Here is a 22,400-nt window from a genome sequence, read left to right on the forward strand (position 1 = left end):
AAATCTCCTATTTCTGGGGCGCCAGGCTGGCATTCAACGGAACCGCGTCCTGCTCGGGGGCCATGTGGTGATGGGCGGCGACCGGACGGACCAGCAGGTTGCAGATGAAGCCGACGACCAGCAGGCCGGCCATCAGGTACATCGTGATGGTGTAGGACTGGCCCGGCGGGACGCCATGATCGACCTGGTACTGGCGGATGTAGTTCACCAGCACGGGGCCCAGCACGCCTGCGGCGGCCCAGGCGGTCAGGATGCGGCCATGGATGCCGCCCACGTAACGGGTGCCGAACAGGTCGGCGAGGTAGGCCGGGATGGTGGAGAAGCCGCCGCCGTACATCGAGATGATGATCGCGTAGAACAGCACGAACAGCGCAACATTGCCCGAGGCTCCCATGCCGGGCACCAGGAAGTACAGCATCGCGCCCAGCACGAAGAAGATCCCGTAGGTGGTCTTGCGTCCCAGGTAATCCGACGTGCTCGACCAGAAAAACCGGCCCAGCATGTTGGCCAGCGACAGCAGACCCACGAAGCCGGCTGCCGCCGCCGGCGTGATGGCGCCGCGGAAGCTCTCCTGGATCATCACCGACGCCTGGCCCAGCACGCCGATGCCGGCAGTCACGTTCAGGGTCAGCGCCCACCAGAGCAGCCAGAACTGTGGGGTCTTGAGCGCTTCGTCGATATGGACGTGGTTGCGCGAGATCATGGCCTTTTGTGTGGCGGGCGGCGTCCAGCCGTCCGGTTTCCAGTCCGGCGCGGGGATGCGGATGGCATAGGCGCCGATCAGCATGGAGATGAAATACAGCACTCCCATGACCATGAAGGTCTGGGCGACCCCCATGGAGGTGGGCGTGCGGAAATGCTCCATCAGCGCCACGGACATCGGCGAGGCGATGAAGGCGCCGCCGCCGAATCCCATGATCGCCATCCCGGTGGCCATGCCGCGCTTGTCCGGGAACCACTTGATCAGGGTCGAGACCGGCGAGACGTAGCCGATGCCCAGTCCGATCCCGCCCAGGACGCCGTAGCCCAGGTACAGCAGCCAGAGCTGGTGGGTCGAGATGCCGATCGAAGACACGATGAAGCCGCCGCCAAAGCAGCAGGCCGCTACGAACATGGCCTTGCGCGGCCCGACGTCCTCGAGCCACTTGCCGGCGAAGGCAGCGGAGAGGCCGAGAAACAGGATGGCCAGACTGAAGATCCAGCCCAGGGCAGGCAACCCCCAGTCGTCAGGGGCGGGCTGCTGGATGCCGATGAGCTTGGTCATGGGCCCGTTGAACACCGAGAATGCATAGGCCTGACCGATGCACAGGTGCACCGCCAGGGCGGCGGGCGGAATCATCCAGCGGTTGAAGCCGGGTGGGGCGGTGATGCGCTGCTTGCTGAAAAAACTGCTGCGGTTTGCTTCGATGCTCATGAAGTCTCCTCCTGGGTCGGATGCCCGGTATGTTCATGTGTGGGTGCTGCTGAGGTCGGAAATAAGAAGGGTTTGCGCAGGATCAGGCGGGGCTGGCGCTCTGCCTGGGATAGAGGGTTTCACGGTGGCGGGAGATGGCCTCCAGGCAGATGGGCGACAGGGTGGTGTCCCCCCATTGGCCGTCGGGATGCGTGCGGAGATAGTCCAGCAGGGCGCGCCGCATGCGCGGGTCCCAGAACCGCTGGATGTGATCGGCGATGCTGTCGACGCTGGCGGCTCTGTCGGGCATGGCCTCGAAAAACAGGCCGATGCGGTTGGCCAGGCGGATCAAGTGTTCGATATTGGTCACGTGCGGCTCCCGTCCAGGTCCAGGTAATCAGGCCGGCTGTAGATCGTGCAGCGGCCGTCGCGTGCGAAGCCTGCCAGCATCATGGAGGCTTGTTGCGCCAGCTGCACGGCAAGGGTTGTCGGCGCGGAAACGGCGACCAGCGCCCGGATGCCGGCGGCATGGGCCTTTTGCACCATCTCGAAGCTGGCACGGCTGGAAATGACCGCGAATCCCTGGCCGGGGTCGACGGATTCGCGCAGGAGCCGGCCAATGAGCTTGTCCAGCGCGTTGTGCCGTCCGACGTCCTCGTAGGTCCAGACAAGCTGTCCGGCCGGGGTGGCCCAGGCTGCCGCGTGGGTGGCGCCGGTCAGGTTGAACAGCGGCTGGCGCTGGCACAGCTGGTCGAGCGCCGAGCGGACCGCCTCGATCGCCCAGGGCCGTGACGGCGCGGTCAGGGGAGGCAGGTCGCGGCGGATCTGCGCCAGGCTTTGCACACCGCACAGTCCGCAACTGGTGCTGCCCGCCAGGGAGCGCCGGCGCAGTTTCAGGGTATGCAGCCGGGCGTTGACGATCCGCAGGCGGACCACCAGGCCGTCGGGCGTGGATTCGACCTCCGTGTCCAGCACGTCGGACGGATCGCGAATGATGCCTTCGGTGTAGGAAAAGCCCAGCGCCAGTTCATGGAGATGCAGCGGCGAGGCCAGCAGGGCGGCATGCGCGATACCGTTGTATTCCAGGGCGACCGCCTGCTCGCAGGCGATGGCGTCTTGCGAGGCCGTGGCCTGCTGATCGCCGACGCGCAGGATGTCGCCCATCGCCAGGCCGGCGGACGGGTCGGGGAACTCGGACATGGGATCGAAGTCTGCGGGGTGCATGCGCGTCTCCGGGTCAGGCGGCGGGGGTGGCCTGAGGCAGGCGGGTGTTCAGGAGCTCGTCCTGACGCTGGTCCTGCGCTTGCCAGTCCCGTTGCCAGGCCGCTGGCGCAGTGACCTTGCGCACCTGCACGGCGGTCACCTTGTATTCGGGACAGTCCGTGGCCCAGTCCGTGTTGTCTGTGGTCAGGACGTTCGATCCGCACTCGGGGAAATGGAAGGTCGTGTACACCACGCCCGGCTGTATCCGGTCGGTGACGTTGGCGCGCAGCACGGTTTCCCCTGCGCGGCTTTCGATGGCGACCCGGTCGCCCTCGACGACGCCCCGGTCCTCGGCGTCGTGGGGATGGATCTCCAGGACATCCTCGCTGTGCCAGGCATTGTTGGCCGTGCGCCGGGTCTGGACGCCGGCGTTGTATTGCGACAGGATCCGGCCCGTGGTCATCAGCAGCGGGAATCGGCGCGTGGAGCGCTCGTCGGTCGGGACATATTGCGTGATCATGAAGCGGCCCTTGCCGCGCACGAATTCGCCCACGTGCATGATCGGCGTGCCCTCCGGCGCCTCGTCGTTGCAGGGCCACTGGACGCTGCCGCCCAGGGCGGCAATGCGGCCGAAGGACACCCCCGCAAAAGTCGGCGTCAGCCGGGCGATCTCGTCGAGGATTTCGCCCGGATGGGCATAGTTCATCGGGTAGCCCATGGCATTGGACAGGGCGCAGGTGACCTCCCAGTCGGCCAGGCCGGCCTGGGGCGCCATGACCTGGCGAACGCGCGAGATGCGGCGTTCGGCGTTGGTGAAGGTGCCGTCCTTTTCCAGGAAGGACGAGCCCGGCAGGAAGATGTGCGCGTATTTTGCGGTCTCGTTCAGGAACATGTCCTGGACGATCACGCATTCCATGGCTTCGAGGGCCGCCACCACATGCCGGGTGTTGGGGTCGGATTGAGCGACGTCCTCGCCCTGGCAGTACAGGCCCTTGAACGAACCGCTGTGGGCAGCATCGAACATGTTCGGCAGCCGCAGACCCGGCTCGGATTGCAGCGGGACGCCCCAGGCGCGTTCGAATTCGCCGCGCACGGCGTCGTCGGATACATGACGGTAGCCGGGGAACTCGTGCGGGAACGAGCCCATGTCGCAGGAGCCCTGGACATTGTTCTGGCCGCGCAGGGGATTGATGCCCACGCCTTCGCGGCCGATGTTGCCGGTGACCATGGCCAGGTTGGCAATGCACATGATGGCCGTGGAACCCTGGCTGTGCTCGGTGACGCCGAGACCGTAGTAGATGGCCGCATTGCCGCCGGTGGCGTACAGGCGGGCGGCTCCGCGCAGATCGGCGGCCGGCACGCCGGTGATGGATTCGGTGGCTTCGGGCGCGTGTTCCGGGCCGCGGATGAATTGCAGCCACTCATTGAAGGCCTGATCCTCGCAGCGCGCCTGGACGAAGTCATGATTCACCAGGTCCTCGGTGACGATGACATGGGCCAGGGCGTTGAGTACGGCGACGTTGGTGCCCGGGCGCACCGGCAGGTGATAGTCCGCCTTGACGTGCGGGGCGTCGACCAGCTCGATGCGCCGCGGGTCGATGACGATCAGGCGGGCGCCCTGGCGCAGCCGGCGCTTGAGGCGGGAGGCGAACACCGGGTGGGCGGCGCTGGGGTTGGCGCCCAGCACCACGGCCACATCCACGTGCATGACCGAGTCGAAGGTCTGGGTGCCGGCCGATTCGCCGATGGTGGTCTTCAGCCCGTAGCCTGTGGGGGAATGACAGACCCGGCCACAGGTGTCGACATTGTTGTTGCCCATGGCGGCGCGCACCAGTTTTTGCACGAGATAGGTTTCCTCGTTGGTGCAGCGCGACGAAGTGATGCCGCCGATCGAGTCCACGCCGTATTTGGCCTGGATCCGTTTCAGTTCGGACGCGGCGCGGCCGATGGCCTCCTCCCAGGAGACCTCGCGCCAGGGGTCGGTGATCCTGTCGCGGATCATCGGTTTGGTCAGGCGGTCGGCATGGGTGGCATAGCTCCAGGCAAAACGGCCCTTGACGCAGGAGTGGCCGCGATTGGCCTTGCCGTCTTTCCAGGGCGTCATGCGGATGACCTTGTCGCCCTTCATTTCGGCCTTGAAGCCGCAGCCCACGCCGCAGTAGGCGCACGTGGTGATGACGGCGTGATCCGCCTGGCCCTGGTCGATGACGGTGTTCTCGATCAGCGCCGAGGTCGGACAGGTCTGGACGCAGGCGCCGCAGGAGACGCAGTCGCTTTCCAGAAATCCATCGTCCTGCCCGGCAATGATGCGCGAATCGAAGCCGCGCGCCTGAACGGTCAGCGCATAGGTGCCCTGGACGTCGTCGCAGGCCCGCACGCAGCGATTGCAGACGATGCACTTGGACGGATCGTAAGTGAAGTACGGGTTGGATGTGTCGACGACATCGTCCAGGTGGTTGGCGCCGTCCGCGTCATAGCGCACATTGCGCAGCCCCACCACCCCGGCCATGTCCTGCAGCTCGCAGTCGCCGTTGGCCGGACAGGTCAGACAGTCCAGCGGGTGGTCCGAGATGTAGAGTTCCATCACGTTGCGCCGCAGTTCGTGCAGCTTGGCGGTTTCGGTGTGGACCACCATACCGTCTTCCACGGGGGTGGTGCAGGACGCCGGGTGACCCCGGCGGCCGTCGATTTCCACCAGGCACAGGCGACAGGAGCCGAAGGCATCCAGATTGTCCGAAGCGCAGAGCTTGGGGATCTGGATGCCGGTCTCGGCGGCGGCGCGCATGACCGAGGTGCCGGCCGGGACGGTGATGTGTTGGCCGTCGATGGTCAGCGTGACGGTTTCGGTGGACAGGGACTCGGGCGTGCCCAGGTCGCGGTCGCGTTTCAGGACGGTTTCCAGCATGGCGGGCTCCTAGACGGTCTGCGAGACGGCGGCCTGGGACAGGCCGAAGTCCTCGGGGAAATGGCGCAGGGCGGACAGCACGGGATAGGGCGTCATCCCGCCCAGCGCGCACAGTGATCCGGCCATCATGGTGTCGCACAGGTCCTGCAGGAGTTCCGTCCGGTTCTCGCGGTCGCGCCCCTCACGGATCGCATGGATGATCTCGGTGCCGCGCACCGAGCCGATGCGACAGGGTGTGCATTTTCCACAGGACTCGATGGCGCAGAATTCCATGGCGTATTCGGCCATGGAGGCCATGTCGACGGTGTCATCGAAGGCCACCACGCCGCCGTGACCCAACATGGCGGAAATCTCCAGGAAAGCCTCGTAGTCCATCGGCGTGCCCCATTGGGATTCGGGCAGGTAGGCCCCCAGCGGGCCGCCCACCTGGATCGCCCGCAGGGGGCGTCCCGAGGCGCTGCCGCCGCCAAAGTCGAACAGCAGTTCGCGCAGGGTCAGGCCGAAGGCTTTTTCGACCAGGCCGCCGCAGCGGATGTTGCCCGCCAGCTGGAAGGGCAGCGTTCCCCGGGACCGGCCCATGCCGAAATTGCGGTAGGCCTGGGCCCCCTGGGCCAGGATGAAAGGGACCGTGGCCAGGGAAATCACATTGTTGATCACGGTGGGACAGCCGAACAGGCCGCGCACGGCGGGCAGCGGTGGTTTGGCGCGGACCAGACCCCGGCGGCCCTCCAGGCTCTCGAGCAGTGAGGTTTCCTCGCCGCAGATGTAGGCCCCCGCGCCGCGCCGCAGCTCGATGTCGAAGGCACGGCCCGATCGACGGATGTCGTCGCCCAACCAGCCGGCCTCGCGTGCCGCGTCCAGGGCGCCGGCCAGCACCCGTTCAGCTTGCGGATATTCGGAGCGGACGTAAAGGTAGCCGTGCGTGGCGCCCACGGCCAGGCCGGCGATGATCATGCCTTCGATGAGGGCACAGGGGTCGCCCTCCATCAGCATGCGGTCGGAAAACGTGCCCGAATCGCCCTCGTCGGCGTTGCAGACGATGTATTTCTGTGCAGCCTGCGTCTGCAGCACGGTGCGCCACTTGACGCCAGTGGGAAAGGCGGCCCCGCCGCGGCCTCGCAGTCCGGACTCGGTGATGGCGTCGACGATGGCCTCGGGAGTCATGTCCAGCGCCTTTGACAGACCGGCAAAGCCGCCATGCGCCTCGTAGTCGGAGAGGCTCAGCGGATCGGTCAGGCCGACCCGCGCGAAGGTCAGACGCTCCTGTTTTTTCAGGAAAGGAATGTCTTCGGTCAGGCCCTGGCACAGCGGATGGGTGGCGTCGTCTTTGCCGGCCGCGTCCAGGATGGATGGGACGTCTTGCGGTGTGACGGGGCCGTAGGCCACCCGCCCGGCGGGGGTGGCGATCTCGACCAGGGGTTCGAGCCAGTGCAGGCCGCGTGAGCCGTTGCGCACGATGCGCAGATCCAGACCACGGCGTGCCGCCTCGGCGCGGAAGGCATCCGCGACCGCATCGGCGCCCATCGCCAGCGCGGCGGTGTCCAGCGGGACGTAGAGGAGGTGTTCCATGCTCAGGCCTCCCGCGCTGCGGTCAGCAGGGCATCCAGTTTTTCGGGAGTGACACGCGCATGGGGCTGGCCGTCGATCATGACGGCCGGAGACTGGGCGCACAGGCCCAGACAGTACACCGGCGCCAGCGAAACCTCGTTGGCGTTTCCGGCGGCGACGCGCGTCTGGGCGTGTTCGTACAGCGCGCCCCCGCCACAGGCCTGACAGGACTCGGCGCGACAGACCTCGAGGTGGGTGCGCGCGGGCGGTGAGGTGCGGAAATGGCTGTAGAAACTGATCACGCCATGGACCTCGGCCCGGGATCGTTGCAACGCCGCCGCGATTTGCGGCACGACCGGCTCGGGAATCCATCCCAGGGCATCCTGCACGTCGTGCAGGATCGGCAGCAGGGCGCCTTGCCGGCCGGCATGCCGGGCCAGGATTTCCTGTACCAGCGGATTGGCGTCATGCGGGGCGGCCGCGGCATCGGACCGGATGGTGTCCATGGCTTGTCTCCGGACGCATGATCGGCGGGCATGCGTCTTAATAGGTTTATTTGTGCATATATAAATCAGTGCCGTTAAATGACTCTACCCTTGAAAATAATTTGATTTCAATAAGATAATAAAAACATATTATTGGCAGTCTCCATTTTTATTATGCAAATGAATTCATATTAATAAGACTTTCAGGAGGAGATATGGCGGTTTACCGGTTCAAGCCCCGGCTGTATTCGGAATGGGTATTGGAAAAACAATCCGGGGAAATACTGCAAATGGGCGATGTGTTGCGATTGCTGGCCGCCATCGATGAATATGGTCATATTTCAGGCGCCTGTCAGGCGCGCGGTGTGTCCTACCGTCATGCCTGGGGCATTCTGCGCAAGGCCGAGGCCGAATTCCAGGCGCCGCTGATCGAGACGTCCCGGCGCCGGGGTTCGCGCCTGACCAGCTTCGCGCAGCACCTGCTGTGGGCCAACCGGCGCATCGATGCCCGTCTGGCCCCGACGTTCGAGAGTCTGGCCTCCGAGCTGCAGGAAGAACTGCAACGCCTGTATTCCGAGGAAATGTCCGTGCTGCGCCTGCATGCCAGCCACGGGTTCGCCGTCGAGGGGTTGATGCGACTGGCCAACGGTCAGGACATGTTGCCGCTGGAATTGCGTTATCGCACCGCGATCGAGGCGCTGGCTTCGCTGGACCGCAGAGAATGCGACCTGGCCGGTTTTCAGGTGCCGGTTGCCGAGTACGAAAAACCCATCTTGCAACGCTACCTGCGCTGGCTCGATCCGGACCGCATGCTGCTCCTGCATCTGGCCGTCCGCAACACTGGCCTGTTCGTGCAGCCCGGAAATCCGAAGAACATCCGCTCGGCCAGCGATCTGGTGCGTCCGGACGTGCGCTTCGTGAACCGGCAGCTCGGTTCCAGCACCCGGTTCCTGATCCACCTGATGCTGGAGCATCTGGGGATCGATCCCAACGACGTGACCGGATTCGACAGCGGGGAATTCACGCACATGGCCATTGCAGCGCACATCGCCAGCGGCATGGCCGATGTCGGCATCGGGGTCGAGACCGCCGCCTGGCGCTGTGGACTGGAATTCATTCCGCTGGCGCGGGAGCGCTATTTTTTTGGCATCAACAAGGAGCTGGTCGGCACACAGTCCCTGCAGCGGCTGCTGGACCTGATGAGCGGGGATGAATACCAGGAATACGCCCGCAATCTGGTGGGCTATGACTGTAGTCTGCTGGGTCAGGTCCAGACCCTTGAGCAGGCTTTCGGACCGGAGTTTTCCTGTAGGCGCTGAACGAGCGAGGCAGGCGCTTGCTGGTCCGGTCGGCGGCGGGATCGACGCACCGCCCCGCAGTGGCAGCAGGCACGACGAGTTGGGCTGAGTGTCAGGGATATGCGTGTGATCTGACGGGCTACGGCTGTTCAGACCTCAGCGCAGCGAGAAATCCACGCGGGTTGCCGCGCCGCCGTCCTCGATTCCGCTGGCGTCGGGCTTGGGCGCCACGATGAAGACCCGATCGGTCAGATCCGGCGCGGCCGCCATGATGGCCTCGTACACGGCCTGGGCGCGGGCCTCCGCCAGGTTGACCAGGGGCTCTTTGCCCAGCGGAGCGGCAGCCAGCAGCAGGGCGTTCATCTGATCGGGTGGCAGTGATTTGGCGATGCCGATGCCGTTGCGCGGCTTGTTCTTGATCTTGGTGTCGCCGTAGACCTTTTCCAGGTATTTGGCGCGGTCGGCGTCGGTCAGCTCAATTGCCTTGACCTCGGCTTTCTTGCCGCGAACGCCCATGTCGTGGGCCTTGACCGCGCGGATCCTGTCATCCACCCAGGCCTGGCGCAGGCCCGCCTCATCGGCCTTCGGGTCGGCCCGGCCGATGATGTCCATCTTGAGCGACGGCCGCCCGGAAAGCGCCTTGACCAGCGTGGCGATATTCGATTTTGCCGTGTCGTCGAGGACGGCCTGGCCCGGTGCGAAATCGACGCGTGACAGATCTTCGCCACCGCCGAAGGCGGAGGCCAGCAGTCTGAAGGGCGCGGTCACCGCCTTGGCGATCGTGTTCACGATCACCTGCACGATGATGCCGCCCACCGAGAACTTGGGATCGTCAAGCGACCCGGAGATCGGCAGGTTGATGTCGATGTTGCCGTTGGAGTCCTTCAGCAGCGCGACAGCCAGCAGCACCGGCAGCTTGAGCGCATCGGGGCTGTCGGACGGCTTGCCGAAGGTGAGCTGGTTGAGCACGACCTTGTTGCTGGCTTGCAGGGCGCGGTCCTTGATCTGGTAGTGCAGGTCGACCGACAATTTGCCGCGATCGATCGCGTAGCCAACATATTTCGACGCGTATGTGGTGAAACGGGGCAGGTCCACGCCCTTGGCCGAGGCGTTCAGATTCAGCGCCAGATAGCGGGCGAACGGTTGCACCGTGCCGGAGATGAAAAAGGGAGCCGTGCTGTAGGCGCGGCCCGTCACGCTGACCTTCGCCGGCGCGGGCTTGGTCGAGGACACGGCCGTCAGCGTCCCCTCGATGGAGGACAGTTCGGCCCGATAATTGGGCCGCACGAAATGATCATTGAACGTCACGCGGCCCCGCTTGAGCTTGACGCTGTTGATGAAGATGTCGGGCAGGGCGCTGGTGGCGCCGCCGGTTGATTTTCTCGAGGCCGCGGATGCGGCGCCGGCCGCGCGCTTGTGGCGGGTCTGCGTGTCCTGGGTGATGGAGCCGGCGGCCGTGCCCTTGGCGACTAGGATGTCCATCACATTCATGCGTGCGTTGCTGTTGAGCAGGATGTTGCCGTAGAAATCGTCCAGCAGGATATCGCCCAGGTTCAATCCGAGCCTGGCGCCCGCCATCGTGACGTGCATGTTGCTCAGGCCCAGACGCTTCCAGTTCATGAATGCCGCCTTGTTGACGCGATCCAGAAGCGCCAGGTCATCGATCTGGACGGCGCCTCGCCAATCGACCTGCATGGCCTGTTTGCCTTGTGGCAGGGCGAGTTCGACCTTGCCGCGTGCGCCCACGCTCATGCTGCGCACCGTGGCGTTCAGGCTGGAGGCAAAGAACGGCGCCAGGGACGCTGCGTCGAAGCGGGCCAGATCGACTGAGGCCTTGAGCGTGAGCGGTTGGGTCGTCAGCGTGCCGTCCAGTGCCAGCGTGCCGCGTTTCTGGAGGCCCTCGGCTTTCAGGGTGAAGTTCGTCGGTTTGGCGTCCAGGGCCAGCCGGTTGGCCGTCAGCGCCAGAGAACCGATCGACAGATCCACGCCGGGCTTGATGGATTCGTCGCGCACGGCGAGCTGTTGCAGACCGAGCTTCACGGCCAGGGCCTCGATCCGGGCCCCGGTCACGTTGACCGTGCCTGCAAGACTCAGCCGACCCTCCTTGAGGGAAACAGGCGTGAAATGGCGCATAGTCGTTGCGAAAGGCGCCAGTGGCAGGTTGTCCAGGGTGACCTGGGCCTTGACCGACAGGGGTTGCAGCATGACCGGCGTCCGGACCTGCAGCGTGCTGCCATCGTGGCTGTTGTTCATGCTCAGCCGCGCCTGCATGGGCTGATCAGGGGACTGCGGCAGCGTGATGTGTTCGACTTCGATGTTCAATCCGTCGAGCGGGTAATCCAGGCCGTTGGGCTCGTCGCGCAGGCGCATTGTGCCGGCTTCGAGTCTGACGCTGCCCAGGGCGATTTTCCAGGTGGCGTCATCGGCTGGCTGGCTGGATGGGGGCGCCTCGGTGGCAGGATGGTTGCCCTGGGGGACATCCGGCCCGGCGGCGCCCAGCTTGGTGAAGCCTTGCGCGACCCGCTGCCAGTTCAGCTGAGTGGCGTCACGATGGGCCTCCACGTGCGGTTCCGTCAGCGTCACGGTCTCCACGGAGACCGTTCGCGCGCTCAGATCGAGCGCCAATCCCGCTGCTTTCAGTCCGGCCCAGGTCAGCAGCGGCGCCCCTGACGTCTCGGTGACATCGAGCTGGCGCAGGCTCAGGTCGCCCTGCACGCGAATGCGTGGCGCAGTGGCCGGGGGCTGTTCGAACAGGATCTTCAGTCTGGAATCCAGCAGGGCGCTTTTGACCTGGACCGGCAGCGGCATGGGCCAGAAGTCGGCCCATTTGTCGAGCGCCACGCTGTCGAGTTTGACGTTCAGTGTGGATGTGGGTGTTTTCTCGAACGGTCGCGCCGTGCCGTCCAGATCGAAGGGGCTGCCGTTGAGGCGCAGATGCACGGCGGGCTGCACATCGATGTCGGTGGCATAGCCGAAAGAGGAGAGGAACGGGATGCCCAGCGTGAGTTCATCAATCGTCTGCTTGCGGCCGGTGACCTGGTCATCGAGGCGGATCTCCCCCCCGGTCAAGGACAGATTGTTCAGTGAAAAACGCGGCGGGCCGGCATCGGTCTCATCCGGCGCATCGGGCTGTTTTGCGGCCATCGCGGCAAACCGTTCCACGATGTCGGAAAAATTGAATCGCGTGGGAGCCTGCCGGACCAGGGAGATCCTGGGCTGGTTGATATGCACCCGGTCGATCACTGGCGCGAACAGGGCGATGGAGCGCCAGGCCACACGCAGATCGATTGCGCCGATTTGCAGCAACGGCTCGGACTGAGGCTGTTCGACGACGATATCCTGCGCGCGCAGGGCCAGTGTGAAGGGGTTGAAGCGGATTTCCCCGACCTGGACCGGGCGATCCAGCAGTTCGGAGACGTTCTGCGTAAGCGCGCTGCGGATGGCCTTGGGCACCAGCCAGGCGGACAGCGCCGCCAGCACCAGCAGGGTCAGGACGATGCCCGCCAGGATCTTGAGCATCCGTCGGCTGAACTTCAGAACTGGCATTCGCAACTGCATTGCATATGTCCCCGGCTGTGTCGTTCTTATGTGTCGTTTTCGACCGCAGGTACCGATATTGCGCCGTGTACGGCCGGAGATCATTATCCTCGCCGGGTTACGGTGCGTCCATTCGAACGGGCCCGGTTTTGCGTTTTTTTGCGGTGTGCAAGAGGCCGCGCGCCCGAGCGTCGGCCTGGCCGGCCGCCTGGGGTGGTCAAATTCATCGATGTTTATATGATCAGGACTGTCAGGGTCGATATAATCTGACTGAAGTCAGGTATTGTTCGATCGTCGGTCAGAGGGCATGAAAATGGACGAGAGCCAACTGTTGCAAGTGCGCCGGTTCAACCGGATGCTGACCCGCCGGATCGGTATGCTGAGTCACGACTATCCGGGGATGGGCCGCCCGCCGGGCGCGGCGCGGCTGCTCTACGAAATCGGCCCGGATGGCGCCACGGCGCGCGATCTGCGCGCGCGTCTGGGGCTGGATTCAGGCTACTTGAGCCGGATGTTGCGCGCGCTCGAAAAAACCGGATTGATCACATTGAGGCCCGACGCGCAGGATGCGCGGGTGCGCCGGGTGATCCTGACCGCAAAAGGCCGCCGGCAATGGGCTGTGCTCGATGACCGGTCCAAAGGCCTGGCCGCCGCGTTACTGGAGCCGCTCGGGACGACACAGCGTGAACGGTTGCTGGCCGCGATGGCCGATGTGGAACGCTTTCTGCGGGCCTCGGCGGTGACGATCGAGACAGCCGATCCTTTTGGCGACGAGGCGCGCGCCTGCATCGAGACCTATTTCCGCGAGCTTCAGGCGCGGTTTGATGGAGGCTTCGCCCCCGCGTTGACCGTCTCTGCGGATCCCGAGGAACTGGTGCCGCCGCATGGGTGGTTCTTGATCGCCCGGCTGGAAGATGCGCCGGTGGGATGCGCGGCGCTCAAGAACCAGGGCAATGGTGTTGGCGAGATCAAGCGCATGTGGGTGGACTCGTCCGCCCGGGGCCTGGGCATCGCCCAGCGCCTGCTGGAGGCGCTGGAATCGCGAGCGGTCGATGTCGGTGTGAATGTGTTGCGGATGGATACGCACCGCAGTCTCGCCGAGGCGCGCGCCCTCTACGCGCGCAATGGCTATGCGGAGATTGCGGCGTACAACGCGAACCCCTATGCGCACCATTGGTTCGAAAAACGGGATCTGCGCCGGTCAGTGTGATGGCCTGTCGGCAGAGGTGTCAGCGCATGAGATGCCGCCCGACCTGGCGCGTCCATCCGGCCGCACGGCCATGACCGGGGTGGCTTTTCCTATAATTTCCCGATGAATGAGAACAGTCAATGGTGTCGCCAGATCCGGGCCTGGGCGCTGGAACTGGGGTTCTCCGGGATAGGGATTGCCGGGGTGGATCTGTCCTCGGCCGAGCCGCGGCTGCTGCAATGGCTCGCGCAGGGCTATCACGGTGACCTGCACTATATGGAGAAGCACGGTCTCAAACGTGCGCGGCCGGCTGAGCTGGTGCCTGGCACGGTGAGCGTGATCACCGCGCGCATGCCGTATTTGCCGCGTCAGACCGCGCCCGGCTGGCAGGCGCGTGAATGCGCAAGGTTGACAGACTCCCATGAAGGCGTCGTGTCGCTCTATGCCCGGGGACGTGATTATCACAAGGTGGTGCGCGCGCGCCTGCAAAAGTTGTGCGACCGGATCGAGGCGCTGGTCGGGCCGTTCGGCTATCGCGTCTTTTCCGATTCTGCGCCCGTGCTGGAAAAGGAGCTGGCCAGCCGCAGCGGCCTGGGCTGGCGCGGCAAGCATTCCATGGTGCTCTCGCGCGATGCGGGGTCGATGTTTTTCCTGGGCGAGATTTTTGTGGATTTTGCCCTCGAGCCGACCGAGCCGGTGAGCGCGCATTGCGGCACCTGTACGGCCTGCATCGATGTCTGTCCCACGGGCGCCATCGTGGCGCCCGGCGTGGTGGATGCGCGTCGCTGCATTTCCTATCTCACCATAGAGAATCATGGCCCCATCCCCGAGGCGCTGCGCCCGCTCATGGGCAATCACATTTACGGCTGCGACGACTGCCAGACGATCTGTCCCTGGAACAAGTATGCGCAGACCTCGGACCTGCCTGATTTCGATGAGCGCGCCCCGCTGGTCGGCCACCGGCTCATCGAGTTGTTCGCCTGGGATGAGGCGACATTCCTCAAGCACACCGAGGGCGGGCCGATCCGGCGGATCAATCACGAACGCTGGTTGCGCAATATCGCCGTGGCGCTGGGCAATGCGCTGCGCAGTGCCGATGCGGCGCAGGCCGTGGAATTGCGGGCTGCCCTGCTCAGCCGCGCCGACCATGAAAGCGCCCTGGTGCGCGAGCATGTGGCCTGGGCACTCGCGCAGAGCGGGTGAGACGAGTCCGATGCCATGGCGGTCATGGTGCGATTTCGCGCCACTGGCCGGGCGACAGGTCTTCGAGGCGCCAGGGTCCGATGCTTGTCCGTACCAGGCGCAAAGTCGGCAGCCCCACGGCCGCCATCATGCGCCGGACCTGGCGGTTGCGGCCTTCGTGGATGGTGATTTCGAGCCAGGCCGTCGGAATGCTTTTGCGAAAACGCACAGGCGGATCGCGCGGCCAGAGCTGCGGTTCCGCCAGCAGGCGGGCCTGGGCGGGCAGGGTGGAGCCGTCTTTCAGGTCCACGCCGGTTCGCAGATGTTGCAGCTGGGCCTCGGTCGGCTCGCCCTCGACCTGCACCCAATAGGTTTTCGACATCTTGTGTCGGGGGTCGGCGATGCGTGCCTGCAGACGGCCGTCGTTGGTCAGCAGGAGCAGCCCTTCGCTGTCGCGATCCAGCCGTCCGGCCGGGTAGACATCAGGCACGTCGACAAAGTGCTTCAGCGTGACACGGCCCTCATCGTCGCTGAATTGGGTCAGCACGCCGAATGGCTTGTTGAGCATCAGCAGGCGAGGGCGCGCGGGCGGTGTCCGGGCCGTGCGGCGCGCTTTTCCGGACCGGGGGCGCCAGAGCGGATCGGCATGAGTCATGCGTCTGCCCGATTCGCCCACGCCAGGGGCTGCATCATGCGCGGGGGCCTTTTTCAGAATGCCCTGAGCAGTTGTTGCGCTTGCTCATCGAGGGTGTTCACCTGGTCTTGCAGCGTGGTCCGCTTTTCCTCCAGGGTGCGCAGATCGTTCTCGGTAGTCTCCAGCTGCTTCAGGTAACGGGTGCTGAGCGTGCTCTTGGCAGGCACGGCCGCCAGATTGTCGCGGATGCGTTGTTGCTCATTGGCCAGGCGCTCAAAATCGGCGTCCAGGTTTTCCAGCGCGGTTTGCGCGTCCACTTGTTGCTGACGCGCCTGAGCCAATGCTTTCAGTTTGTCGCTCCACGGCTGGTCCGTGCCGGACGTGGCCCAGCCCAACAGCTCGTCGGGTGCGGTGTCACTCAGCGCATAGGCAGAGTGTTCGAGTCTTTCGTCAACGGCCTGCACGGTCTTTTCCCCACCGGCAGGCACGGTCGTTTTCAGTCGGTAGTGATCAACCGTTCTGCCGTCGCTTTCCGGAGAGGAGAACGTCCAGCCCGAGTGGACCGGATGTTCGATCACGACAGTACGCTCGCCATCGAGCGCGCCCGAGACGGTGTAGGTCGTCACAAGGCGTGATTTATGCGTCAGTTGCAGCATGCCATCCACGGCCTTGATGTCGACGATGGTGGCGGTCGGTTTCTGGTCGGTGGTGATGGTGACCTTGCGATCCGAGGCGAAGCTGGCCAGTCGCGTGTCGCCATTGGGCAGGCCCGCCAATTGCGCATCGCCCACATAGCCGGATTTGGCATCGTAGATGGTGAGCAGGCCCTGGGGCAGGCTGACGTCTCCGGTATTCTTGAGCATCAGGGCTGCCACGGGATGTGGCGATGCGGCGCCCGCGCGATACAAGGACACCATGCTGGCGGGGACCTCGATATCCACAATGGGGACGGACAGGGTGTCGCCATTGGCCAGGTCGTAGGTGCCCGGCAAGGCAAAGGTCGATGACATCTCGCTTTCGCTGGCGGCAGCCTGTGCCGGCCCCTCCATCGGGGCCCCGCCGTATTGCGCCGCGCTGAGGGACTGTATCTCGTCGATGGGCGCTCGAGCGTCCTCGGTCACCACACTGTCCTGGTCGAGGGTCGCCATCCGGCGTTTCTCGCTGGCGCGATTGGCAAGATTGCCGGTATCGACCTGGGAGATGACCGTCGATGCCGTCGTGACGGGGATTTCCTGGCGGTCTTTCCAATAGAGTTGATGCAGGCGCTGCCTCAGGGTGACGGGATCGGCGGAGGTCAGCACGAGACGCACGTTTTTCCAGTCCTCGCCGCTGGCGTTTTCCAGTACCGTCCAGGCTTGCAGCCGCGCCTTGCCGTCCTCTTGCGCCACGACCTTGTAGGTGGTTTTCCAGATGGGGGCCGCCACGACATACGAGACATTGACGCTGTTGTCGGTGTCGCCCTTGACGTTGAGCGTGATGACACGCGAACGGTCGTTCTTGGCCCGCGCAATGGCATTGGTGGCCTCGATCAGCTTGTCGCGCAGCGGCGCATCATCCACGGTCACCGAGGCGTCCTGCGCGAGTTCCAGCGTGTCCACGGCGCCTGCGGGGGTCAGCACCGACAGCAGGAACATTTGCTGCGCGTCCGGCCCTTTGCGTGATTCGACGCCCAGCACCTTGCCCCGCACGGTCTTGCTGTTGCTTTCGACCGTCACGGCCGCGCCTTGCAAGGCCGTCAGCAATGTGGGTACCGAGGCCAGGGCGTCCGCCGTAAAGGGCAATCCCTTGAAGCTTTCCTTGAGAGGTTGGGGGCCCACCAACGAAAAACTCGTGGCCGACGCCGTCACGCTGTTCACCACCAGGCTTTTCAGAATGTCGTCGACCTGATCGCGTGGCACGTCGAGCCGGATCTGGTGGTCCCGTCCCACTGGCATGGCGCGAATGATTTCGGCCAGTCCTCCAGAGGACAGACGGATTTCGCGGATGGGACCATTATTGGCGGCCAGCACGCTGGCTGGCACCAGTGCGCTGAGAACCACGCTTGCGACGACACGATTGAGCATGACGAGTCCAGTGCAAAGTCTCATGGAAGTGTCTGAATATAGTGTCTTCCCGAGTATTCGATCAAGCTGCCGTGCCCAGGGGCGGCGCTCAGGTCAGGGGGCGGTCCGACCTGTGCCGTGAGGCGGCCTCACCGGTGGCGGCAGCCACGGCGATGCCTGAAAAAGGCATAGATCGTCAGCACGGCCAGCCCGACCAGGGCTACTACCAGCGCATGTTCAACGTCTGTCATCCAGGCGACCGCGCCGATCAGGCCAAACAGAGTCAGCAGGTGGGTTGCCAGGCAGGCCAGCAGCGTAACGACGGTGGACCATAGGCTGGTCTTGAAAAAAGGGTCGCGCATGACGGACGGGGTGGATTGATCGCGGTCCATGGTTCATCCTCAGAGGGGGTGGCTCGGTTGCGATAGATAATAATGAAAATCATTACCACTATCAACAAATGAGCTGATCAGACACTGAACCAGGTATTGATCCCCTGTCCGTGGCGCTCAGGTGATCTGTCTGGTTCTCTCTTTGAGGACGGTGTGCTTTTTCCGGGGCATCAATGCCTACCAGCCGCACCTTGACGCTGCATGTCCATTAGCGAGAACGGTGATGGTGCCTTGGTCGTATGGTATGCCCCAAACACGAAATTAATGACAGGCCCCACCCCGCGTGCTCTGGGGATGCCCGTTAAGATCGTGGCTGGAGATGCTCTCGCGCAGAGCGTACGGCTTCAGGAACTTTGAGAATTACCGCATGAGAGTCTTGGCTCAATGCGCTTGGAACGGTGTCATCAACCGTGTCTGATGAATGCCCATCCCCCGTTAATGGGGTAGAGCCCATACAGCGGTCTGATGGACGAGGGCTGTCAAGGGTTATCCACGCAAACCCCCACCAACACTGCCCCTCCAGGCAACAAAAAACCCAACGGAGAACCGTTGGGTTAAATGTAACTGGTGGTGGAGTAGACCCCTGGTTCACGACTCGTTCTCCATGCGGAATAGGCATAGTTTGAACTGTTGAGTAGTCGGGATGGTTTCTAGAAAACGTTGCGTGTTGCGCAACGTGCGGTTATGATGGGAATGATCAAGTCATTTCGTCACAAAGGCCTGCGCCATTTCTTCGAGACGGGTAGTGCCGCAGGCATCCAGGCAGGCCATGCCAAGCGTTTGCGCATGCAGCTGACTGCCTTGGATACGGCGACCACGATTGACGACATGGATCTGCCTGGTTTTCGCCTCCATCCGCTCAAGGGCGACCAGAAGGGCCGCTGGGCCGTGACTGTCAACGGGAACTGGCGTGTGACGTTTGAGTTTGCAGATGGTGATGCGTATGTCATCGACTATGAGGATTATCACTGATGAGCATGTACAACCCCCCGCATCCTGGTGAGTTCATTACCGAGGTTTATCTCGCGCCTTACGGGATCAGTACGCGGGCGCTGGCGTCGCGACTGGATGTTGCACCATCAACGGTCAGTCGGATGCTCAAGGGCACCAGCAGCGTGACTCCTGATATGGCCCTGCGCCTGTCCAAGGCGCTTGGCCGCAGTGCCCAAAGCTGGCTGGCGATGCAGGATGCGCATGACCTCTGGGTGACCCAGCAGCACTTGGATCTGTCTGGCGTCAGTAGGCTGGAATTGGCCGAAGCCTGATCCGATGCCTTTATGCAGATGCACAATCCACCTCATCCGGGCAGCCTGCTGAAGGAAGACGTGCTGCCTGCGTTGGATCTCACCGTGACCGAGGCTGCTACGCAGTTGGGCGTGTCGTGCGTACAGTTTTCCCGGTTCATCAACGGACGGTCTGGCGTGACGCCAGAGCTTGCACTGCGGCTGGCCAAGTGGATTCCCGCCCCGACAGCCATCATGTGGCTGCAGATGCAGGCCGATTATGACTTGTGGCAGGCGGAACACTCTGGGCGTGTGCTGGATGTGACGGCGGCTCAGCGACATGTGCATGCGTAGTGAAAAAACAGTGGTTTCCCAGCGAACTTCTGATGCCTGGACGAGGCCTCCGGTCAGTGCAATGTTGCAGGACGGCCGCAGCAATGCTTGTATTTTTTACCGGAACCACACGGGCATGGGTCGTTGCGCCCGACCTTGGGAGTTGCGCGCCTCATTGTTCGTTGTGCGCGATCGCCGGTAAGCTGTATGCGCCGTGGTGCCCAGTATTTGTTGATGGCCAGCACGGTTGGAACGACGGCGTCGACCCACCTCTGGGCATCACCAGTTTCACGCGTGATCTCCATGCCGCCTTCATCGCCCAGCCGTAAAAATGGTGTGATCAGGTCGTGATTGCCTTTAGTCGTCTTGAACGCGTCTGCAGCCCAAAGCAGTGACCAGTCATCGGCGTCGAAAAGCTGTGTGGCCTTCAGGAACCCTTCGCACCATTCCGCAGCGCCCCAGACGGCTTGACGGCGAAAGACGGGTTCGAAAGTTTCCGGGTGATTCTGGAAGTTCTGCACGATCTGATTCCACCAGCCCATGATGAGGCCGATGATTTCGTTGGCCTGCTCCAGGGATGCAAAATCCACATCTTCTTGGCCGTACTCAAAATCCCACACCCAAGGGAGCCAATCTGAGGGCATGACCATGCGAGGACCAATGGCTAATGCGGTTAGCCAGCCTTCCAGGGTCGCCACGTCCATTGAGAAATCCGAGACGTTGCCGGACGCCAGAAAGTCATCAAGACGCTTCAGGTCATGGTCGCTAAGGTATTGAGGAAGCTGCATCGGTCCGCTTCGTAGTAAGGTCAGAGCGCGGTATTGTATTGGTGAACGGATGGGGCAGTTTGGGTCAGCCGATCCAGCGCGATACCCAGTGCCTTGTCGGTGAACAATCTGTTCTTGCGATCAGCTGCAGCGTGGCCGCGCCAGTGTTGCAATCCTGTGCGGATGCCCGGGATTGTGAGATCTGCGCCTTCTCTAGCAACCAGCCAGTCCACTGTTGCCAGCAGCTCCATCCCAAACGGTGACTCGAACCCATCGATCAAGGCGGCAGTGGCTTCCAGTGCAGGCAAATATTGCTTGGCCTCGCTATTGAGATAGGCCTGCAGATAGGCCCGGCGACAGTCTTCGAACCAGATCACATCGTATGGACTGGCATCGGCCAAGCGTTTGTCACAATGCAGATAGCTGCCGTCCAGGCCGTCCAATAGGTGTTGCAGGCGATTGGCGTATGGGCCGTATTTGTGCGCCTGAAAACTTAGATCAAGCGATGGCAGGCCAAGCTGCTCTACTGAACGCTCTAGGAACCAGGCGAGTTTTTGGATTTCGAGCAGACTGCACTCCATGCCCAGAATCCAGTATCGCCGTACAAGTTCTGCGATCAAGGCCCGGGCAGGGGTCAGTTTCTCGACACCAGTACGTTTAGCGGTGTTTTGGTATTTATCCGTGGGCTCAAAAACCAGAGCGTCGACGTCAAGTCCAGCCAGCGCTGCCTCGATCTGGACGCGAACGTCAGCCCAGGCAAGCTTGCCGTTGCCCGCTCCAAGCGGGGGGATGGCCACGGACTTGACCTGGTGCTCGATCAGGAATTGCCGGAGATCCTGCAGGCCCTCGGTGATCCATTCCATGCGCGAGTTGCCCCGCCAGTGCTGTTTGGTGGGGAAGTTGACGATCCAGCGGGGACCGTCCAGTTCGTGCGTCTGTGTAACGAACATCTTGCCAGTCCGGACTTCGCCCGCCTTGCAAGCCGCTGCGTACAGGCGAAAGTTGTCCTTGAACCGCTCTTTGAACATCAACGCGATGCCCTTGCCCATGACGCCGACGGTGTTGACCGTGTTGACCAGCGCCTCGGTGTGGGCCTCCAGGAGGTTGCCTTGCGTGAACGTGATCATTAGAAATACCAGTTTGGACGGGTGTGGACGGGAAGGTTCAGGTGTTGCGCCTGCAGAACCTGCTCGACAGCCTGCTTGACGGAATCCGTATAGCATACGATACCCAGCAGAGCACTGATGGGCAAGTGCTGGTGAATCAGCGCTTCCGCCTGGTACTGCTCGAATTTCTCGGGATTGTCGGGGTCTCGGCGGAAGTCCTTGGTTTGCAGGATTGCCCAGTTGATTTTGTCCAAGTCAGACAAATCAAAATAAAAGTTTGCCCATTGGTAGTAGGCGTGGCTGTCAGTGAAAAGGAATGGCACGTCCAGCGCCTGAAGGCGAGGCAGACTGGACACCAGGATCACGATCTCGTCGTTCGTACGTTGCTGGATGCCGCCTCGCCCCGTGTGAATGTTGTAGAGCATGGGCGAAAACGGCGTGAAGTAGAACGGCACATAGTCGTGCAGGTAGCCCCCCGGTGGGCACGGAATAGGGCGTCGACTGCGCTTGTCGATCAGCTCCGGGTTGCCGATCCCTACCCAGTCAGGGGCGGCCTGATGGTGATCGCTGGGGAGTGTCAGATTTTTTGTGGGCGGGGCGGTTTGACATCGTTCAATCCCTGGCCTCAGTGAACCGTTCACCGAACAAGATGGCGAACTGATTCATGGCTGCTTTCCACGTATGAACCGATCGTGACGGCTTGGCCAGCACGTTTCGCAGCGCCAGCCACAGGAGCTTGACGGCCGCCTCGTCGCTGGGGAATTGGCCCCGGTTCTTGATGATTTTACGCAGCTGTCGATTCATGTTCTCGATGGCGTTCGTGGTGTAGATCACGCGCCGGATGTCGGGTGGGAAGATGAAGAACGGCACCACATGTTCCCAGGCCCGTTCCCAGGCGGCCACGATGGTCGGATACTTGGCCCCCCAAGGGCCGTGGGCAAACGCGGTCAGCGCCTCCCGGGCCTGCTGCTCATTGGCGGCGGCATAGATGGGTTTGAGTGCGGCGGCGACCAATTTACGGTCCTTCCAGCCGGCGTAATCCAGGCTATTGCGCATCAGATGCACGATGCAGGTCTGCACCGTCGTCTTGGAGAAGACCGCGTTGATGGCCTCGGGCAGGCCCTTTAAACCATCGACCACGGCAATCAGAATGTCCTGGCAGC

General features: G+C 63.2%; 20 protein-coding genes. 6 read left to right on the plus strand and 14 right to left on the minus strand.

The window, feature by feature from the left end; all coding sequences use genetic code 11:
• Positions 1-7: 7 nt before the first annotated feature.
• From ACK5JE_RS07420 to ACK5JE_RS07445, 6 genes are all read right to left on the minus strand, one after another.
• Positions 8-1,414 carry an OFA family MFS transporter gene (locus ACK5JE_RS07420; RefSeq protein WP_416801052.1) on the minus strand — a complete coding sequence of 469 codons (1,407 nt, stop codon included), beginning with the start codon at positions 1,412-1,414 and terminating at the stop codon, positions 8-10.
• An 82-nt stretch (positions 1,415-1,496) separates the two neighbouring features.
• Positions 1,497-1,763: a formate dehydrogenase subunit delta gene (locus ACK5JE_RS07425; RefSeq protein WP_416801053.1), complete on the minus strand. Its 267-nt coding sequence runs from the start codon at positions 1,761-1,763 to the stop codon at positions 1,497-1,499.
• A complete protein-coding gene (gene fdhD, locus ACK5JE_RS07430; RefSeq protein ID WP_416801054.1) occupies positions 1,760-2,617 on the minus strand; it encodes a formate dehydrogenase accessory sulfurtransferase FdhD in 858 nt (285 codons plus the stop codon). The genes ACK5JE_RS07425 and fdhD overlap by 4 nt, the downstream gene beginning before the upstream one ends.
• Positions 2,618-2,630: 13 nt before the next feature.
• Positions 2,631-5,501 carry a formate dehydrogenase subunit alpha gene (fdhF, locus tag ACK5JE_RS07435; RefSeq protein WP_416801055.1) on the minus strand — a complete coding sequence of 957 codons (2,871 nt, stop codon included), beginning with the start codon at positions 5,499-5,501 and terminating at the stop codon, positions 2,631-2,633.
• A gap of 9 nt (positions 5,502-5,510) precedes the next feature.
• Positions 5,511-7,070, minus strand: a complete 1,560-nt coding sequence (locus ACK5JE_RS07440) for a formate dehydrogenase beta subunit (RefSeq protein ID WP_416801056.1) — start codon at positions 7,068-7,070, stop codon at positions 5,511-5,513.
• Between the two features lie 2 nt (positions 7,071-7,072).
• Complete coding sequence (locus tag ACK5JE_RS07445; RefSeq protein WP_416801057.1) at positions 7,073-7,555, minus strand: NAD(P)H-dependent oxidoreductase subunit E; 483 nt, start codon at positions 7,553-7,555, stop codon at positions 7,073-7,075.
• Positions 7,556-7,749: 194 nt separating this feature from the next.
• Between ACK5JE_RS07445 and ACK5JE_RS07450 the strand changes: the two genes are divergently transcribed.
• Positions 7,750-8,853, plus strand: coding sequence for a substrate-binding domain-containing protein (locus tag ACK5JE_RS07450; protein ID WP_416801058.1), 1,104 nt, complete (start codon positions 7,750-7,752; stop codon positions 8,851-8,853).
• A gap of 135 nt (positions 8,854-8,988) precedes the next feature.
• Here the strand turns inward: ACK5JE_RS07450 and ACK5JE_RS07455 are convergent, their stop codons facing one another.
• A complete protein-coding gene (locus ACK5JE_RS07455) occupies positions 8,989-12,390 on the minus strand; it encodes a DUF748 domain-containing protein (protein WP_416801059.1) in 3,402 nt (1,133 codons plus the stop codon).
• 292 nt (positions 12,391-12,682) lie between these two features.
• Between ACK5JE_RS07455 and ACK5JE_RS07460 the strand changes: the two genes are divergently transcribed.
• Positions 12,683-13,579, plus strand: coding sequence for a bifunctional helix-turn-helix transcriptional regulator/GNAT family N-acetyltransferase (locus ACK5JE_RS07460; RefSeq protein ID WP_416801060.1), 897 nt, complete (start codon positions 12,683-12,685; stop codon positions 13,577-13,579).
• A 102-nt stretch (positions 13,580-13,681) separates the two neighbouring features.
• Complete coding sequence (gene queG, locus ACK5JE_RS07465; RefSeq protein WP_416801061.1) at positions 13,682-14,761, plus strand: tRNA epoxyqueuosine(34) reductase QueG; 1,080 nt, start codon at positions 13,682-13,684, stop codon at positions 14,759-14,761.
• Between the two features lie 22 nt (positions 14,762-14,783).
• Here the strand turns inward: queG and ACK5JE_RS07470 are convergent, their stop codons facing one another.
• The 3 genes from ACK5JE_RS07470 to ACK5JE_RS07480 all read right to left on the minus strand — a co-directional run bounded on the left by ACK5JE_RS07470 (position 14,784) and on the right by ACK5JE_RS07480 (position 17,808).
• Positions 14,784-15,395 carry a pseudouridine synthase gene (locus ACK5JE_RS07470; protein WP_416801062.1) on the minus strand — a complete coding sequence of 204 codons (612 nt, stop codon included), beginning with the start codon at positions 15,393-15,395 and terminating at the stop codon, positions 14,784-14,786.
• Between the two features lie 53 nt (positions 15,396-15,448).
• The gene (locus ACK5JE_RS07475) at positions 15,449-17,437 is read right to left on the minus strand and encodes a DUF4139 domain-containing protein (RefSeq protein ID WP_416801063.1); all 1,989 of its coding nucleotides are present in this window, start codon (positions 17,435-17,437) and stop codon (positions 15,449-15,451) included.
• Positions 17,438-17,565: 128 nt separating this feature from the next.
• Positions 17,566-17,808, minus strand: coding sequence for a hypothetical protein (locus ACK5JE_RS07480; protein ID WP_416801064.1), 243 nt, complete (start codon positions 17,806-17,808; stop codon positions 17,566-17,568).
• Positions 17,809-18,501: 693 nt separating this feature from the next.
• On the opposite strand from ACK5JE_RS07480, the gene ACK5JE_RS07485 reads away from it, so the two are divergent.
• Genes ACK5JE_RS07485 through ACK5JE_RS07495 form a run of 3 tightly spaced genes read left to right on the plus strand, consistent with a single transcriptional unit; the run spans position 18,502 to position 19,385 of the window.
• On the plus strand, positions 18,502-18,780 hold the full coding sequence (locus ACK5JE_RS07485; RefSeq protein WP_416801065.1) for a type II toxin-antitoxin system RelE/ParE family toxin: 279 nt from the start codon (positions 18,502-18,504) through the stop codon (positions 18,778-18,780).
• Positions 18,780-19,073: a HigA family addiction module antitoxin gene (locus tag ACK5JE_RS07490; RefSeq protein WP_416801066.1), complete on the plus strand. Its 294-nt coding sequence runs from the start codon at positions 18,780-18,782 to the stop codon at positions 19,071-19,073. Before ACK5JE_RS07485 ends, ACK5JE_RS07490 begins: the two co-directional genes overlap by 1 nt.
• 18 nt (positions 19,074-19,091) lie before the next feature.
• Entirely contained in the window at positions 19,092-19,385 is a 294-nt protein-coding gene (locus tag ACK5JE_RS07495) for a HigA family addiction module antitoxin (RefSeq protein ID WP_416801067.1), read from the plus strand.
• A 53-nt stretch (positions 19,386-19,438) separates the two neighbouring features.
• Here the strand turns inward: ACK5JE_RS07495 and ACK5JE_RS07500 are convergent, their stop codons facing one another.
• The 4 genes from ACK5JE_RS07500 to ACK5JE_RS07515 form a co-directional block, all read right to left on the minus strand.
• A complete protein-coding gene (locus tag ACK5JE_RS07500) occupies positions 19,439-20,152 on the minus strand; it encodes a UPF0149 family protein (RefSeq protein WP_416801068.1) in 714 nt (237 codons plus the stop codon).
• A gap of 20 nt (positions 20,153-20,172) precedes the next feature.
• Positions 20,173-21,258 carry a macro domain-containing protein gene (locus ACK5JE_RS07505; protein ID WP_416801069.1) on the minus strand — a complete coding sequence of 362 codons (1,086 nt, stop codon included), beginning with the start codon at positions 21,256-21,258 and terminating at the stop codon, positions 20,173-20,175.
• Entirely contained in the window at positions 21,258-21,878 is a 621-nt protein-coding gene (locus tag ACK5JE_RS07510; protein WP_416801070.1) for a DUF4433 domain-containing protein, read from the minus strand. Before ACK5JE_RS07510 ends, ACK5JE_RS07505 begins: the two co-directional genes overlap by 1 nt.
• A partial coding sequence (locus tag ACK5JE_RS07515) for an IS256 family transposase (RefSeq protein WP_416801071.1) occupies positions 21,850-22,400 on the minus strand: 551 nt, incomplete at its 5' end. The genes ACK5JE_RS07510 and ACK5JE_RS07515, both read right to left, overlap by 29 nt.

The sequence above is a fragment of the Castellaniella sp. genome, from assembly GCF_047971665.1.
Taxonomy (GTDB): domain Bacteria; phylum Pseudomonadota; class Gammaproteobacteria; order Burkholderiales; family Burkholderiaceae_B; genus Castellaniella.

Coding starts and splice junctions, on each gene's coding strand:
- ACK5JE_RS07420 (WP_416801052.1), bottom strand. CDS start 1,414: ATGAGCATCGAAGCAAACCGCAGCAGTTTTTTCAGCAAGCAGCGCATC.
- fdhD (WP_416801054.1), bottom strand. CDS start 2,617: ATGCACCCCGCAGACTTCGATCCCATGTCCGAGTTCCCCGACCCGTCC.
- fdhF (WP_416801055.1), bottom strand. CDS start 5,501: ATGCTGGAAACCGTCCTGAAACGCGACCGCGACCTGGGCACGCCCGAG.
- ACK5JE_RS07440 (WP_416801056.1), bottom strand. CDS start 7,070: ATGGAACACCTCCTCTACGTCCCGCTGGACACCGCCGCGCTGGCGATG.
- ACK5JE_RS07445 (WP_416801057.1), bottom strand. CDS start 7,555: ATGGACACCATCCGGTCCGATGCCGCGGCCGCCCCGCATGACGCCAAT.
- ACK5JE_RS07450 (WP_416801058.1), top strand. CDS start 7,750: ATGGCGGTTTACCGGTTCAAGCCCCGGCTGTATTCGGAATGGGTATTG.
- ACK5JE_RS07455 (WP_416801059.1), bottom strand. CDS start 12,390: ATGCAGTTGCGAATGCCAGTTCTGAAGTTCAGCCGACGGATGCTCAAG.
- ACK5JE_RS07460 (WP_416801060.1), top strand. CDS start 12,683: ATGGACGAGAGCCAACTGTTGCAAGTGCGCCGGTTCAACCGGATGCTG.
- queG (WP_416801061.1), top strand. CDS start 13,682: ATGAATGAGAACAGTCAATGGTGTCGCCAGATCCGGGCCTGGGCGCTG.
- ACK5JE_RS07470 (WP_416801062.1), bottom strand. CDS start 15,395: ATGACTCATGCCGATCCGCTCTGGCGCCCCCGGTCCGGAAAAGCGCGC.
- ACK5JE_RS07475 (WP_416801063.1), bottom strand. CDS start 17,437: ATGCTCAATCGTGTCGTCGCAAGCGTGGTTCTCAGCGCACTGGTGCCA.
- ACK5JE_RS07480 (WP_416801064.1), bottom strand. CDS start 17,808: ATGGACCGCGATCAATCCACCCCGTCCGTCATGCGCGACCCTTTTTTC.
- ACK5JE_RS07485 (WP_416801065.1), top strand. CDS start 18,502: ATGATCAAGTCATTTCGTCACAAAGGCCTGCGCCATTTCTTCGAGACG.
- ACK5JE_RS07490 (WP_416801066.1), top strand. CDS start 18,780: ATGAGCATGTACAACCCCCCGCATCCTGGTGAGTTCATTACCGAGGTT.
- ACK5JE_RS07495 (WP_416801067.1), top strand. CDS start 19,092: ATGCACAATCCACCTCATCCGGGCAGCCTGCTGAAGGAAGACGTGCTG.
- ACK5JE_RS07500 (WP_416801068.1), bottom strand. CDS start 20,152: ATGCAGCTTCCTCAATACCTTAGCGACCATGACCTGAAGCGTCTTGAT.
- ACK5JE_RS07505 (WP_416801069.1), bottom strand. CDS start 21,258: ATGATCACGTTCACGCAAGGCAACCTCCTGGAGGCCCACACCGAGGCG.